This window comes from Singulisphaera chitinilytica (genome assembly GCF_049331405.1).
In the GTDB taxonomy this organism is placed as follows: domain Bacteria; phylum Planctomycetota; class Planctomycetia; order Isosphaerales; family Isosphaeraceae; genus PoT.
The window spans coordinates 8,442,411-8,456,116 of sequence record NZ_CP186274.1; the positions used below are offsets into that span (position 1 = coordinate 8,442,411).

General features: G+C 64.1%; 13 protein-coding genes. 3 read left to right on the forward strand and 10 right to left on the reverse strand.

Annotated features, from left to right (window positions below; all coding sequences use genetic code 11):
* Nucleotides 1-22: 22 nt before the first annotated feature.
* Nucleotides 23-1,567, reverse strand: coding sequence for a lipopolysaccharide biosynthesis protein (locus tag ACOYYX_RS32950; protein WP_422926904.1), 1,545 nt, complete (start codon nucleotides 1,565-1,567; stop codon nucleotides 23-25).
* Nucleotides 1,564-2,280: a class I SAM-dependent methyltransferase gene (locus tag ACOYYX_RS32955; RefSeq protein ID WP_422926905.1), complete on the reverse strand. Its 717-nt coding sequence runs from the start codon at nucleotides 2,278-2,280 to the stop codon at nucleotides 1,564-1,566. The genes ACOYYX_RS32950 and ACOYYX_RS32955 overlap by 4 nt, the downstream gene beginning before the upstream one ends.
* Nucleotides 2,281-2,589: 309 nt before the next feature.
* Here ACOYYX_RS32955 and ACOYYX_RS32960 point away from each other — a divergent pair, with 309 nt between their 5' ends.
* Nucleotides 2,590-3,156 carry a DUF2617 family protein gene (locus tag ACOYYX_RS32960; RefSeq protein WP_422926906.1) on the forward strand — a complete coding sequence of 189 codons (567 nt, stop codon included), beginning with the start codon at nucleotides 2,590-2,592 and terminating at the stop codon, nucleotides 3,154-3,156.
* A gap of 29 nt (nucleotides 3,157-3,185) precedes the next feature.
* Here the strand turns inward: ACOYYX_RS32960 and ACOYYX_RS32965 are convergent, their stop codons facing one another.
* Nucleotides 3,186-4,490 (reverse strand): MFS transporter, encoded by a 1,305-nt coding sequence (locus ACOYYX_RS32965; protein ID WP_422926907.1) that lies wholly within the window; start codon nucleotides 4,488-4,490, stop codon nucleotides 3,186-3,188.
* Between the two features lie 60 nt (nucleotides 4,491-4,550).
* Complete coding sequence (locus ACOYYX_RS32970; RefSeq protein ID WP_422926908.1) at nucleotides 4,551-5,273, reverse strand: 3-keto-disaccharide hydrolase; 723 nt, start codon at nucleotides 5,271-5,273, stop codon at nucleotides 4,551-4,553.
* Between the two features lie 698 nt (nucleotides 5,274-5,971).
* On the opposite strand from ACOYYX_RS32970, the gene ACOYYX_RS32975 reads away from it, so the two are divergent.
* Together ACOYYX_RS32975 and ACOYYX_RS32980 are read left to right on the forward strand one after the other, a co-directional pair.
* A complete protein-coding gene (locus ACOYYX_RS32975; RefSeq protein ID WP_422926909.1) occupies nucleotides 5,972-7,159 on the forward strand; it encodes an ADP-ribosylglycohydrolase family protein in 1,188 nt (395 codons plus the stop codon).
* A 308-nt stretch (nucleotides 7,160-7,467) separates the two neighbouring features.
* On the forward strand, nucleotides 7,468-7,992 hold the full coding sequence (locus ACOYYX_RS32980) for a TPR end-of-group domain-containing protein (RefSeq protein ID WP_422926910.1): 525 nt from the start codon (nucleotides 7,468-7,470) through the stop codon (nucleotides 7,990-7,992).
* 33 nt (nucleotides 7,993-8,025) lie between these two features.
* On the opposite strand, the gene ACOYYX_RS32985 is transcribed toward ACOYYX_RS32980, so the two are convergent.
* The 6 genes from ACOYYX_RS32985 to ACOYYX_RS33010 form a co-directional block, all read right to left on the reverse strand.
* Complete coding sequence (locus tag ACOYYX_RS32985) at nucleotides 8,026-8,673, reverse strand: hypothetical protein (RefSeq protein ID WP_422926911.1); 648 nt, start codon at nucleotides 8,671-8,673, stop codon at nucleotides 8,026-8,028.
* A 155-nt stretch (nucleotides 8,674-8,828) separates the two neighbouring features.
* Nucleotides 8,829-9,857 (reverse strand): hypothetical protein, encoded by a 1,029-nt coding sequence (locus tag ACOYYX_RS32990; RefSeq protein ID WP_422926912.1) that lies wholly within the window; start codon nucleotides 9,855-9,857, stop codon nucleotides 8,829-8,831.
* A 466-nt stretch (nucleotides 9,858-10,323) separates the two neighbouring features.
* A complete protein-coding gene (locus ACOYYX_RS32995) occupies nucleotides 10,324-11,088 on the reverse strand; it encodes a putative Ig domain-containing protein (protein ID WP_422926913.1) in 765 nt (254 codons plus the stop codon).
* A 15-nt stretch (nucleotides 11,089-11,103) separates the two neighbouring features.
* Complete coding sequence (locus tag ACOYYX_RS33000) at nucleotides 11,104-12,453, reverse strand: MotA/TolQ/ExbB proton channel family protein (RefSeq protein ID WP_422926914.1); 1,350 nt, start codon at nucleotides 12,451-12,453, stop codon at nucleotides 11,104-11,106.
* A gap of 163 nt (nucleotides 12,454-12,616) precedes the next feature.
* A complete protein-coding gene (locus ACOYYX_RS33005; protein ID WP_422926915.1) occupies nucleotides 12,617-13,114 on the reverse strand; it encodes an L-2-amino-thiazoline-4-carboxylic acid hydrolase in 498 nt (165 codons plus the stop codon).
* A 140-nt stretch (nucleotides 13,115-13,254) separates the two neighbouring features.
* A complete protein-coding gene (locus ACOYYX_RS33010) occupies nucleotides 13,255-13,581 on the reverse strand; it encodes a response regulator (RefSeq protein WP_422926916.1) in 327 nt (108 codons plus the stop codon).
* Between the last annotated feature and the right edge of the window lie 125 nt (nucleotides 13,582-13,706).

Consider the following 13,706-nt stretch of genomic DNA (forward strand, 5'->3'; position numbering starts at 1 on the left):
CCTCGTCGAAAGTTCCACCGGATCACGTGACGGGTCTTGCCGATCTCCGGCGCGCGAGCCAGCCTCCCATCCCTCCCCAGTCGTTCCGCGAGCCCCAGACCCAGAGCGTCGGCAATCCCCAGGAGGCCAGGATCGAGCACCGAATCGCAAGTTCCGCCCAGCGATTCATGCCGCCCAGGGGGAGGTGCGCCGTGATGAGCGTTGCCGAGAGAAACCAGACCAATGTCGTGCCCAGGTGGCCTAGATGTCGCAACCAGGTTCGATAGCCGAGATGGGGCACGATCGCCGCGGCACTCGTGAAGAGCGCCACCGCTGCGTAACCGATCGACATCCCCCACGCCACGCCGACGATCCCGGCTCGATCGGCCCCGAGAGTGGCCGCGGCGGCGATCACGGCGAGCCCGGCGAGTGTGGCCAGGCCCAGTCGATAGGGCCGCTCGATGGTGATCAGCATCTGACGAGCAGGCCAGGCCAGGCCGAGCAGGACCACGCCAGGGAGTAATGGGCGAAGGGCGGGCAGGCCCTCCGCGTAGCGAGGAATGAGCGTGCCGAGGAACGTCGGGCCCACGACGTAGGCAATCGCGCTGCCGGCCGCTAGGATCGGGGCCTGGACCTCGGTGGCTCGCATCGCCTGGCGGGCGACCTCGGCGATGTCGGATGTCCGACCCAGGGTCGTCTGGAAGGCCGTGTACATGACGAGCACGATGCGTCCCGCCAGGTCGAGGCTCCAACTCGTGCCCATGATCGCGATGGTGTACAGGCCCAACGCCGTCTCACCATCAGGAATTCGCCAGAGGATGATGGTCCGATCGAAGGTCAGCACCGCACCGAAGAGCGAGGTATTGAGGAGGATCGGCAGGCCCACCTTCATCAGCCGGACCGTCGTGGGGGTGTGCCACTCCCAGCGGAACCGTAAGGGATGGCGGAGGTGCAGATAGGCGATCTTGACCAGCAGGATGAGTCCGACGGCCCCCAGCAGGCCCCAGAATCCGGCGAGCCAGAGCCCCAGAGAGACGAGCACGATCGAGACCGACGACTCGAGAATATCGAGCTTGGTCGTGAGGACGAACTCGCGATGGGCTCTAAGGACGGCGATTAGGAAGCTTTCATACCGCTTGATGAGTGTCAGGCCGGCGATGATGACAAGGCCCCACGTCCATTCGGCCTCGCGAGGGTTGCCCGCCAGGAGCGGACGACGCAGCCAGGCCCAGACGCATAAGGCCAGAGCATAGGCCAGACACGTAATCGTATTCGTCGTGTAAGCGATATTGCCGAGACGATCCGCCTCGTCCTCGCGTCCGGCGGCTCGTAGAATCGGGATCTCCTGCACCGCGCCGAGGCTCACTCCGAGGCTCGAGCGGTTCGTGTTGTCGAGGTAGAGCCGCAGATCCCCGTAAATCCCGAGCCTGGCGGCGTCGAGGCCCCAGTGGAGAGCGAGCGAGGTGAAGGTGCCGATCGCGCGCTCGAGTTGCCCGCCGATCGTGACGATGAGGCTGTCGCGGACGGTCTTCTGACCCTCCGCGCTGGCCCCCTCCGTCTTGCCCCGGGCCTGAGGCGGGCGGGTCAACGTCGCCACAACTCGGCCACGCAGAATTGCGAATGCTCGGAATCGACCAGGCCGGGGATCGGACCGACCTCGGCGAGGTGAATCCCGCGCTCGCGGTACCAGGCCGCGGTGTCGTAGCCGTAACGATTGTAGCTGAGGTCCGTATCTTCATTATGGGCGGCGAAGCGCCTGGAGACCCGGAGGACCTCATTGCGGATCCGCTCGGCGACTTCGGGCGGGTTGTGGAGAATCACCGCCGAGGTGAGGACGAGGTCGAACGCCCCGTCCTCGAACGGCAGGGCCGCGCCGGAGGACTGGATGAGCGTGATATCCTTCAAACCTTGGAGGTAGCCGCCGGCCTGGTTCAACTGCGACGGGCTGAAGTCGACCCCCGCGAGTGGGACGTCGGCCAGTCGGGAACGCAGGGCGCGGAGCTGTTTGCCGTAGCCGCAGCCGATCTCAAGGATCGACGTCGGGCGATACGAGGCGATCCGATCGGCGAGCCAATCCGAGCGCCGGGTCCGTTCGGCCTGGCCTTCCTGCTCGCGAAAGTAGTCATCTCCGCCCCGGAGTGTCCAATACTCCCGGGGGTCGGCGTAGACTAAGCGGCGCTTCCAGTCGGGCCAGGGTCCCAGTGAGCGTCGGAGCGCCTTGTGCAAGGCATAACGCGTGCCGCGGTCGCGCCAGGCGTTCCAGGCACGGATCGGAAGGACCGAAGTGGGATGAGCTTCCACGGCGAGGCTCCGCTGGGCGCACTTCCCTGTTGCGTGTGGGCATCACGCTCGATAGGGGAAGACAAAAACTCGACGACGAACAGGGCTTCGCGAGCGGCGGGAGTGTACGGGCCCCGGCCGGAACGGTCAAGGCGGGCTGACGCCCCGTCATTGGGCGCAGCCATGCCGGGTCAGCATGGCCACGGCCGATGACAAAATGCGACTAGGCAGGCGAGGTTCTCGATTATACTTATCATGGGTGACCATGACGGCCTCGCGGTGCGGTGTCCCGAAGGGATGGGTCTGATAAATATAATAGGGAGAGTTTCTATGGGGGTGAGCTTCGGAAGATCGAGAGTCGCCGACCTGAACTTCCAGGTCTTCGCAAGGGCCATTCACCCCGACTGGTTCGCCATGCGGGCCCATCGCCGGTTCACGCAGGATGCCTGGGAGGCGGACGTCCGCATCATCGAAGGGGGCCATGCCATCACCTTCCGGTTCGGCGAGGTCCGCCTGACCGAGGTCCTCGCCGGACCCGAGACCCTCCTGCCCGAGCCCGGCCTGCTCTTCCACTCGTCCGTCCGCCACGAGCGCTCGACCATGCTCGAGCCGCAAGGGGGCGTCTCGTATCAGGCCTGTTTCGAGGTCGAGCGCGTCGATCCCGAAGTCTTCTCGCATCTCTGCGAAGAAGTCACGCTCGACGCCTCGCGTGGTGGCCTCTTCCACCGCTTCTCCCCATTAAGCCGGCTCTCCCCCGCGCCGATCAGTCACATCCTCGTGGAGTCCCGCATGAGCCGTCTGAGCGTCCAGACCTTCCACACCTTCCCCGAAGAACATGCGATCGTGCGGACTCAATCGCTTTTCGAGCCGAAGGGCGTCCTGCATCCACATTCGTGATCGCCCATAGCTTTGCGTTGACCGCAAATTCAAGGGAACTGAGCGTCGTCCTTCGACTCGCCCGAGAGATCCCGGAACGGGATCAGGTCGAGGAAGAGCCAGCAGCCGGCCGAGGTCAGGCAACCGACCAGGACGAGAAATCGGAATGCTGCCCGGCTTCCCCAAGGTCCTTGCGCCGCCTCGTAGATGAAACCGCCGAGCGTCGTCGAGAGCGAGGCGGCGAGGTTCTCGAGGGCCATGAGCGTGGCGAAGAGAGTCCCAGCGAGGGCTCCCGGGCAGGCCCTCGCCGCCAGGTCGAGTTGGATCAGGGTGGCTGTCATGTAGGTGAAGCCCGTCGCGATGGTGACGAGCACGAGGGAGTGTTCGTCCTCGACCAGGAGATATCCCAGGGTGCTGACCATTCCCAGGACAATCGAGAGACGGGCGAGCGTCGCCATCGGAATGCGTCGGCAGTACGTCCCATAGAGCACGCAGGCGACGATGGATGAGAGCGAGGCTGTCGTGATCGTCAGGCCAAAGACCTGCTCGGAGAATTGCAGCCCACGCGTCAGGTGGATGTGCAGCACCGCGTTCGAGAACGGGTTGAAATTCCAGAGGAAGAGGAAGCCTCCCACGGCAAGCATCGTCGGGGATTGGAGTGCATGAACGACCCTCCGCGAGGCCTGCATCAGCCCGGAACTCGTCACGATGCGACGGGGTTCATGCGCCGAGGTGATGATCATCAGAAGCGAGACACAACTCACCGCGGAGCATCCCAGGATCGCCCAGCACTGACGCTGCCCTTCGCTCAAAGCCCCCCCGACGACGCCGACCACGAGGCCTGAGGCATAGAGACATCCCCACTGGATGGCCTGGAGCCTCCCGGTGAACCGCAACGGCTGACCCAACTCGATCATGAGTGCGTCGGTGGCGACATCGGCACAGGCAACCGCCGCAGACGCGATCGCGAGCCAGGCGATCAGCCAGGGTTGCAGGGTCACCCGAGATGATGCAAGGGTGGCGGCGAGGAAGCTGAGGGTGGAGAGGATGCCGGCTCCCAGGAGGTAGCTCCGTCGGCGTGACCCGGCGATCGGCACGAAGTCGGTGAGGAGCCCGAAGACGGGCTTGAGGATCCAGGGGAGGGCGACGACTCCAGCCACGGCGGCGACGCTCGCGACCCCATTGCTCCAGGAGAGCAGGAGGGAGCGAACGGGTTGGGCACTCAGCCCTTCGCTTGGCTCGCAGATCCCCTGGCAAAAGGCGAGGGAGCCGAAGAGGAGGCCGAGCCTCATCAGATCCCGGCGGTTGGGCGTCAACTCCAGCGACGACGACGATTCGCCAGGATGAATGCTCATCCCGCTTGGCCCGATCCGGGAGTCGCCGCCGGAGACAACGCCATCAAGATGCCTCTTGGGTCACTTCAGCGGCAGGAGCCAGATGTTGCGGTACTGGACGGGATTGCCGTGGTCCTGGAGCATGATCGGGCCGGGCTTGCTGGGGTCACCACCCATGCCGGCGACGGTGTTATCCAGTTCGATCTTGACGTTCTCGTGGATCGGCTTGCCGTTCTGAATGACGCTAATCATCGCCGGCTGGGTCTTGACGCCGTTCTTGAAGACGGGGGCGCGGAAGTCGATGTCATAGCTCTGCCATACGGTCGGCCCTTTGCAGGCATTCACCTTCGGCGCCGCGACCTTGTAGATCCCGCCGCAGTCGTTGTCCTGGCTCACGAGCCCGTAACTATCCAGGATCTGGACTTCATATCGCCCCTGGAGATAGATCCCGCTATTGCCCCGTGCCTGGCCGGTCTCCTTGGGCATGTAGGGGGTTCGGAACTCGACGTGAAGCTTGAAATGGCCGTCGAATTCCTTCTTCGACTTGATGCTCCCCCCCTGCACCTGCATCGCCTTGCCGGCGACGAGTTGCCAGGTGGGGACGCCGTTGCCCGCCTGCTTCACCCAGGAGTCGAGGTTGGTGCCATCGAAGAGGACCAGAGCACCCGGCGGAGGCGGAACGGCCGCGACATCCTTCCAGTCTTCCGGCTTCGCCTTCTTCACCTCGCTGACATCGCCGTAAGGCGTCTGCGCCACGGCCGAAGCGACGGCGACGAGGGTGAGACAAGCGGCTTTCAGCGACAAGGGCAGCGACAACCTCATCAGTTACGACCCCCAATTGGGCGAATCTTATGGGTAATGGGGTGATTCAGGTGTGAATCGTCGCACAATCCTCTATACTCACAATTTGGTCGTCAACCCTTCACGGTCTGGTGTCTGGAATTTCGAGATGCGAGTCCGGCGAGGCGAGCGGAGACCTTGAGGCGAGGTCGTGCCGGGTTCCGCTCGTCGCAACGTTCCGCGCGGTTGCGCCACGAGGATGAACGTGTTGGCCCGATTCACCGCGACTCGGGTGCTCTCGACGCTTTGGACACGCCGATAGTTACGGGCATGAACAAAGTCGTGGTCATCCGTGTTGTGGCTCTTCGCACAAGATCGTAATCTCTCGTCCGACCCCGCCTTCGGGCCCAGGATCACGACTATCCGATTGTTCAGATCCGGCCCCGAAACTGCGGCTGGGCGACGGGAACTGGTCAGACCTCGCGAGGGAGATTCGTGAAGACTTCGGAAAAAAAGCCACGGCCCCGTCAGTGACCCTAAGATGAACGGGGGCCAAGCCCCCGTGGTGCCATGGGTGCGTCGTAAAGACGCCAGAAAAGGGGCCTCGGCTGGATTTCCTTTTGCGAGGTTTCGTACCGTCGTTAGAGTTCGTTGCGTCCCGACGAGAAGGGGGATCGCTGCGTTGGGTTGATCACCCCGTGATCCGAAGGAGCCTTGAGCCGATGCCCCAAATATCCCGCCTCGACCGTGTCCGAGGATGCCTCCTCGGGTTGGCCGTTGGAGATGCCCTCGGCGCCCCTCTGGAGGGGCTGAGTGCGCAGCAGATCCGGGCCCACTACGGAGCGGTGGTCGACTTCGTTGACGGCGCGAAAGCCTGGAAGAAGAAGCCGTATCGCTGGCGGAGACCCGGCCTGTACTCGGACGACACGCAGCAGGCCCTCGCCCTCTCCGACGTGCTGCTCGAATGCGGCGGCATCGATCCGGATCGGCTCGCCGACGTGTACCTCCGCCTGGCGACCCCGAAGGGTTCCTACATCGGAGCCCACCGTGGCGTCGGTCGGAGCTTCCGGCAGGTCCTGAACGCCCTCGAGCGGGGCGTCTCTCCCCGGGAGACGGGCCAGGAATCGGCCGGAATCGGCGCCGCGATGAGGATCGCCCCGGTCGCCCTGTACTTCGACAGGGACGACACCGAGGCCATGTTCGGCGCCGCGATGGCGGCCAGCCTCATGACCCACCGGGACATCCGCAGCCTCGCCGGCGCGATGGCCGTGACGCACGCGGTCCGCCGCCTGCTCGACGGCGAGCCCCGTGATCCGAGCCTGCTCTTTCGGGTCGCCGCCGACGTCGCCAAGGACGAGGCGAAGATCGTCAATCGCTACGGCGACGTGGTCTCCTCGGCCCGGCTCTACAGCAAGAGCCTGTCGAACGCCCTCGCCCATACCGAGAAGCTGCTCGAGGTCCCTCGCGAGCGTGCCCTCGCCGGCCTGGTGGAAGAGGCAAACTCCCACGGTGCCGAGCCGCCCTGCAAGCGAGCGACGATGGGCTTCCCCCCCGCCGCGATCCCGACCTGCCTCTATCTCCTGGTGACGACCGACAGCTTCGAAGAAGCGATGATCGACGTCATCAACCTCGGCGGCGACGCGGATTCGACCGGCGCGATCCTCGGCGCCATGCTCGGTGCCCATTATGGGGTCGACTCGATCCCTTCGCGTTGGCGATCGAAGCTCGAGAACCTCGATGGCATCGACGTCCGGGCCCAGGCCCTGGCCCAGAGGTCGACCGACGATTTCGAGATCCCCGACCTGGTCGAGGGCGAAAAAGCCCTGAGCGCCGATGAGGGAACCTACCGAGAGAAGCTCCAGTCGTCGCTGCAAAATGGTGGAGACCTCGGGCTGAATCGCCGACTCTGAGAGTAGTGAATCAACTTCGCCTGGCACGCTCGGCCGATGTGATGCTTCCTGAAGGGGAGGCATCATCTCGGCCGAGTGTCATTTTAGACCCGGGATCGGGGCTTCTCAGACCAGGCCCGACCCCGGGAAGTTGCCACAAATCCTCTAGCAACCGACTTCCACCCTCGCGATCCCCTCGTGGGATCGATCACTCTTCCCCGCTCCCATATCATGGGGTAAGCTTACACGGATACACAAACCGTGCGACTCCTGCCCTGGCGGAAGGCGAAGGGTATCGAGGGTGGACGATCAGGGGAGACGGCGGAGCGATGGGCCGGATCATCCGCGACCGGATCAAGCGTCAGCTCGATGAAGCCGAAGGCTACTTGATGCTCAATCTCCCGCAACGCGCGCTGGAGATCCTCGAGCGGCGAGCCGATTGGCCGACCATGCAATTCGAGGCCAGCTTCCTCATGGGGGAAGCCCTCAGGTCGCTCGACCGGTATCGAGAAGCCTTGAAACCCCTCGAGGTCGCGGCGGCGCTCCGCCCCGGCGACATCAGCGTGGCCATCGCCCTGGGCTGGTGCTACAAGCGAACCCATCGGTTGGCCCAGGCGATCGACGCCCTCGAGCGCGCCGGCCGGGTGCACTCGGATGAGCCGCTCCTGCACTACAACCTGGCCTGCTATTGGAGTCTCGCCGGCAACACGCCGAAGGCGCTCGACGAGCTAAGCGTGGCGCTCGACCTCGACCCCAACCTTCGGACCCTGATCCCCGATGAGTCGGACTTCGATCGGCTCCGAGGTAATCCCGATTTCGAGCGTCTCACGCTCGGCTCGACCCCTCACGCCTGATCCCACCCATCAGTTAAGAGCAGGGATGGACGCCTAGCGCTTGGCCCTGGAATCCTTCGCGGCGGCCGTGGCCGGCGCCGCCTCGGGTTGGGGCGTGAACGACTTCCCGAGCATCTCTGCCCAGACCTCGCGTTGGGGCTCGGAGAGGATCGCCAGGACTTGCCCCCAGTAGGCCTTCGTGTCTATGGGGATGCTCGTGTTTGCACGCCGCTTCGCCTGCCAGTCCTGGACGACGAGCTTGAGCGCCTCGCGCTGCTCGGTCGTCAGGCCGAGGGTCTCGACGACGATAGGACGGCTGTAGATCGACGACGGACCCTCCCACTGCAGGTCGATCTGGACGAGCCGCTCGATCTGCTTCTCATTGAGGTGGGTCTTGAGCCATTGCTGCTGCTCGAGGTCGATCGCCTTTCGCGCCTCGAGGACGGCGGCGTCGGTCCTGCCGGCGAGGCTCCTCACCTTGCGATGCAGGCGTTCGCAAAGTTGATTGCACTCTTGCGCCAGCTCGGGGGTAAGACCCAACTCGGCCCGGACGTCGGCCCGGGTCAGCAGGAGGATGGGGGCGGTTCGGTGCCCGAGGTGACTGTTGGGGAGGACCGGGACCTGGCCTCGAGAGGTGTTCGCGAGCCCGGCAAGCAGGACGAACGTGATCCCCAGGAAGAGTTTTCCATCACGAGCAGGCATGTTACGACCCCTCCTTGGATCGATGAGACGCAGGCTATCGCGTGGGCGTTTATACTAGAACCCGAAAAAGCGAGGAAGGCCAAGCTACCGGTCGAAACCGGCGCCTGGCCCCTTCATAGCCTCACCAATTTTCAAAATTCGCGACCGTCGAAGCCTTAGGACGTGCCCGAGGTCTTGCGGGTCTTCGCGGCCGCCTTCTTCTTGGAAGTTGAGGAGCTGGCGGTCGATTCGGAGGACTTGCCGGTCGCCTTGGTGGTCGACTTCGTGTCGGCGTCCTTGGCGTCGGGACGCGGTCCACGACCGCCAGGGCCGCCGCCGGGACGAAGCTTCTCAAGGTCGAAGGGCTCGCCGAGCATCTTGTTGAAGGCGAGCTTCTGCTTCTTGGTCAGGACCTTGGAAACGGCCGCGATGGTCTGGTCCTGGAGCTTCTCCCCTTCGCTCCGCATCTTCTCGAACTGGGCCTTGGCCTCGGGGGAATCCCGATCGAAACCGCCGGGACCACGACCGCGACCGCCACCATTCTGCCCGTCCTGATTCTTGGGCTGGGCGGCCGGGGTGGGTGCGGGGGCATCTTCGTCGTCGACGACGGCCGGCTTCGTCTTGGCCTTGGCGTCGGCGGCGTTGTCGTCATTTTTGGCCTGAGGGCCGCGGCCGCGACCGCCGCGGTTGCCACCATTCCCGCCGCCGCCGGGGCCACCAGCATTCGGGCCGCCGTCCTCACCACGATTGCCGCCACGCCCGCGATTGCCGAAGGCGTTACGCATCAGTTCACGGCGGGCGTTCCCCGCATCCTGGAGGATCGCCTGAATCTGCTCGCTCTGCTCTTCGCTCATGTTGAGCTTCTCGGCGATCTCGGGCCGAGCCACCGCGAGCGGGCCTTGCTGCTGGAGGCTAATCTGGTTGACCCGAACCTTCTGTTTCTGGTTCAGGACCTTGCCGATCGCCGCCTCGTGGTCCTCGTTCAAGGCTCGCATGGCTTCCATATTCGCCTGGAACGCTTCGCGATCAAATTGAGGACCGTTCTGTCCCCCCTGGTCGACCCCTCCCTGCCCCCGATTGCCCCGCTGCTGATTCTTGGGGAAAATCTCTTCGCGACGGCGATTGACCGTCTCGTTGATCGTGGTCAACTTCTTCTTCTGGTCGGTGGTGAGTTTAATCTCTTCCTGCACCGCTTCATTGTTCACCAACGCGGTCGTACTTCCGCCGAAGCCACCGAAGCCGCCGAAACCACCAAAACCCCCGAATCCTCCAGGCCCACCAGGACCTCCGAATCCGCCGCGGCCACCGCGGCCACCGCGCCCGCCTCCTCCCTGGTCACCGCCCGGGTCTTGCGCTTGACTTTCGGAATAAGATGCCAGTGCAAGGACGAGGAGACACATACTCAGCAGGAGTGCGGGAATTCGGGCCATCTTCAACCTCCTGGTGCTTGCGCCTGGCGGCCTCGCTCAGTGCGCAGGGGCTATGAGAATCGATGGAGAGTCTCCACCTCAAAATAGGTAAGCGACAACTTCCTCGGATCGTCCCAACATTCTTGGGGCGATCCGAGGAAGATGTGATGAAGGAATTCATTGATATGCCAGTTCCGGATTCGCATTGAGGGCAACCTCGAGCGAATCTTCGGGATCGAATTCTGACGTATAACGGCTCGGGTCAGCCCGGCTGCTGACGCAGCCAGATGACGAGCGCGGCCATCGTCCCAAGGGTCGTCAGGCGGACGATTGACTTGTAGACGAAGTAGCGACTCGCGATGGTCCGGGCCCTGAGTTCAGGCTCCGGCTCCTCCTCGACGCCCGCCAGCGAACGCCGCTCGAGCGAACGCAGGGCATTCATGCAGACTGAGTGGACCAGCCAGAGGAAGATGAATCCCACCCCCTGCTCTGCCCAGGCTCGCCAGGGGATCGGAGGCAAGGTCGGCGCCCATTTCGAGGGCGTCGTCAGGGGTCGATCCGACTCATAGACCAGGATGTGTGCAGGCTTGGCCGCCCGATCCGTGCCGTCCGAGACTCTCAGCATGACGCCGACGGCCTCGGGGGTTCCCTTCCGAGGCGTCCCGTGCAACAGGCCGCTCTCCGAGTCGAATTCGAGCCCCTCGGGCAATTTGCCGTCCAGCGACCACCGCAGAGGCCCCTGCCCGCCGACCGCGGCGAGCGCCACGTTGTATGGACGCCCGGCGATCGCCTCGGGGAGGGTCTCCGGCGTCGCGATGGCGAGGGGGACGCTCTCCGACTTGCCGGACTTGGTGTCGGAAGCTGGGAGATCGATGGCCTTGGGTAGTAAGGCCATGATCACCATCGTCAGGAGCAGGATGAACAGGAGGGCCCCGGTCAGCTTCGTGACCACGACGGCGACGAACGAATCCTCGCCCGAGCCGCCGAATTCATGGGCCGAGTGCCCGTTGCGCCGCGATCGTCGCATGCGTCAATCTCCCGTTCAGGCAGCCCGGATCGAGTCGTTACCTTGCCCCGCAGCCCGCTCATCGAACATCTTCTTGACGATGTTGCGATAGAGGGCGTTGCCCTGCTCCATGCTGACGTTGAGCAGGTCGAGCGCGTCCTTGAGGCTGTTGAGCGTCCGGGCGAGTTGTTCTTGCGTCGTCCGGCTCGACCGTTCGTAGGCGCTCGTCCAGGAGCTCGAGAGCGACTCGATCGCCATGCAGGTCCGGTTGATCCCCTGCTTGATCTCGTCGAAATGCTCGGCAGGCACGGCCTGATTCGCGAGGTTCGACTCGATCCGGACGAGGGCGCTCGAGCCCCGATGGATGGACTCGGTCGCCATGCCGAGGGATTCGAGGTCGCCGCCGATGGCCGCGATCGCCTCGGCCCCGCGCTGGAAGGCCGCCATCGACATCGGAAGGCGGTCCACCGACTTCGAGAACTGCTCGATCGGACCGACGAGGGCCTCGGTCCAGCGCGACGTCTGGGACTCGAAGGCCTTCGCCGCCGGTTCTATCAGGGCGGCGAGCTCCACGCGGAGCTTTTCCAACTGGGTCGCGATCGCCGTGGCGAGCCCCGCCCCGGTCGAATCATCCCGGCCGAATTTGGGCAGCACCTGCTCGACGACCCAGCGATCGATCCTCGCCAGCAAGTCTTCCGAGCGTCGGTACACGAGGGTCTGCACCAGCATCAGGGCCGCGCTCAGGAAGAGGGCGAGCAAGGTGCTGTCGAAGGCAACCTGAAGTGCCGAGGTCACGCTCGTCAGGTTGTTCATGAAACCGTCGAGGTCCTTCACCATCGGTAGGACCTTGCTGATGTTCATGAGGGCCTTGGAGATACCCTCGACCGTCCCGATGAAGCCGATCACCGGCAGGAGGTAGAGGATATACCGCGTGAGCGTGAACCGGCCCGCGGCGTGCTCCTGGTCGAGGGCGGAGCCTTCCCGGTTCAGCTCCATGAGCTGGGCCACGGAGGGGGATCGGGCCTCCTCGACGTATCCGGAGAGTTGCCGGATCCGGCCGGGTAGGAGCCGGCGATCGTCGGTCTCAGCCTTGGCCGGTGCCGCCGCAAGATTGCCTGCGGTATTCTTCTTCGCCGCGAGGCCTTTCAGGAGTGCGGGTGCCTCTTCGAAGGCACTCTCGTTCTTCCAGAGCCAGGAGAGCTCCCTGGCCAGGGTGAGCACGGCCCAGAAGTAGATGCCCGTCCCGACGTATTGCTCCCAACCTCGCTCAAACATGAGCGTCGGATTGAAGACCATCAGGGCGATCGGGAATGCCAGCGCCAGGCCCAGCATCGCAAGAGTGCCAGGGTAGGCCAGCCGAGAGGTGCGGTGAGCTCCGCTCGCCATGCAAGTGCCCCTTCCTTTGGGCCCGTCGAATTCGTTCTGCTGGCGAAAGCCCGCCCCCTCCGGGCGCGGAGAGGGCGTGCCACGACAACCGGTACAATCCCGATAATCGGGAAATTGTCCAGAGGACTTGAGGATTGATGGCGGAAAGTGTGAGAAGTATGAGTCAGGCAGGCTGATCTTCCGACGACTTCACGTCCGACCGGAAACGGAAGTTGCAATAAGGCGCCCCTTCCATCAGCGTCTGTGTGCGAGTCAGTTCGATCTCGGGATTGAAACCCTCGACCAGGGAGAAATCGCGCTGGCAGGAGAGGCTCGAGCCGAGGTCGGCCAGGCCAAGCGAGCGGTACATCTCGGCGTAGCGACACCGGGTGACGTTGAACGAGAGGGTCTCGGGCGACTGCTCGAGCAGGTCGATCTCGAGCGCCCCGCCCTCGCTCCACTTATTGAGGCTGCCCGCGAAAGCCTCGAGTGAGTCCTCCCCCAATCGGATCGCCATATCCGCCCCGCTCTGCCTCGCGAGATCCTCGATCACCGACCTCACCAGTGCGAGAGTACGCTCCTGCCCGAACTCCTCGGAGAAGGCCCGCACGAGAGGCCCGACGATCCGCGCCTCGATCTCGCGTTGCTGCAAGAGGGTCAAGAGGGGTCGTTCGGTCGCCATTGGGGTTGTTCTCGTCGACTTTAGGCTGCGTCGATCGGGTCTGAGCTGATGAAGGGAGTCGTCACCCCCTTCGCTCTTTGATTCTGCAATTCTACATGGGGTGACCGTCGACGAGGAGGCCCCGCTCGGGTGATTCGCCCTCAGTGGCTCATGGATCGGAGCCGATCGAGCAGCGTCGGCAGGTCCACCGGCTTGGTCACGAACTCCACGGCCCCTGCTTCGCGAGCCTTCATCTCAGTCTGCTCCGAGGCGTCGGCGGTGATCGCCAGGACCGGGAGGTCGGCGGTCCTCGGGTCGGAACGGAGGCGATGGATCAATTCCACGCCGTCCATGACCGGCATCATCAAGTCGGTGACGACTAGTTGTGGTTGAAAATCATAGACGCAGTCGAGCGCCTCCTGGCCGTCGTTCGCTTCGCGTACGTCGAAGCCATTCAGGCGTAGGAGCCTTCCGAAAGCATATCTCAAGAAGGGGGCATCCTCGACGAGGAGCACCCGCAAATTATCAGGAATCCCCTCCCACATCGGCTTATCCCTTTCCAAGGAGCTGACTCTATTATGCGGCGAAACTTATCGGCCACACTTGTGGAATT

Excerpts from the sequence above, each read along its gene's own strand:
- ACOYYX_RS32960 (WP_422926906.1), top strand. The coding sequence starts at position 2,590 with ATGGGGGTGAGCTTCGGAAGATCGAGAGTCGCCGACCTGAACTTCCAG.
- ACOYYX_RS32965 (WP_422926907.1), bottom strand. The coding sequence starts at position 4,490 with ATGAGCATTCATCCTGGCGAATCGTCGTCGTCGCTGGAGTTGACGCCC.
- ACOYYX_RS32975 (WP_422926909.1), top strand. The coding sequence starts at position 5,972 with ATGCCCCAAATATCCCGCCTCGACCGTGTCCGAGGATGCCTCCTCGGG.
- ACOYYX_RS32980 (WP_422926910.1), top strand. The coding sequence starts at position 7,468 with ATGGGCCGGATCATCCGCGACCGGATCAAGCGTCAGCTCGATGAAGCC.
- ACOYYX_RS32985 (WP_422926911.1), bottom strand. The coding sequence starts at position 8,673 with ATGCCTGCTCGTGATGGAAAACTCTTCCTGGGGATCACGTTCGTCCTG.
- ACOYYX_RS32995 (WP_422926913.1), bottom strand. The coding sequence starts at position 11,088 with ATGCGACGATCGCGGCGCAACGGGCACTCGGCCCATGAATTCGGCGGC.
- ACOYYX_RS33000 (WP_422926914.1), bottom strand. The coding sequence starts at position 12,453 with ATGGCGAGCGGAGCTCACCGCACCTCTCGGCTGGCCTACCCTGGCACT.
- ACOYYX_RS33005 (WP_422926915.1), bottom strand. The coding sequence starts at position 13,114 with ATGGCGACCGAACGACCCCTCTTGACCCTCTTGCAGCAACGCGAGATC.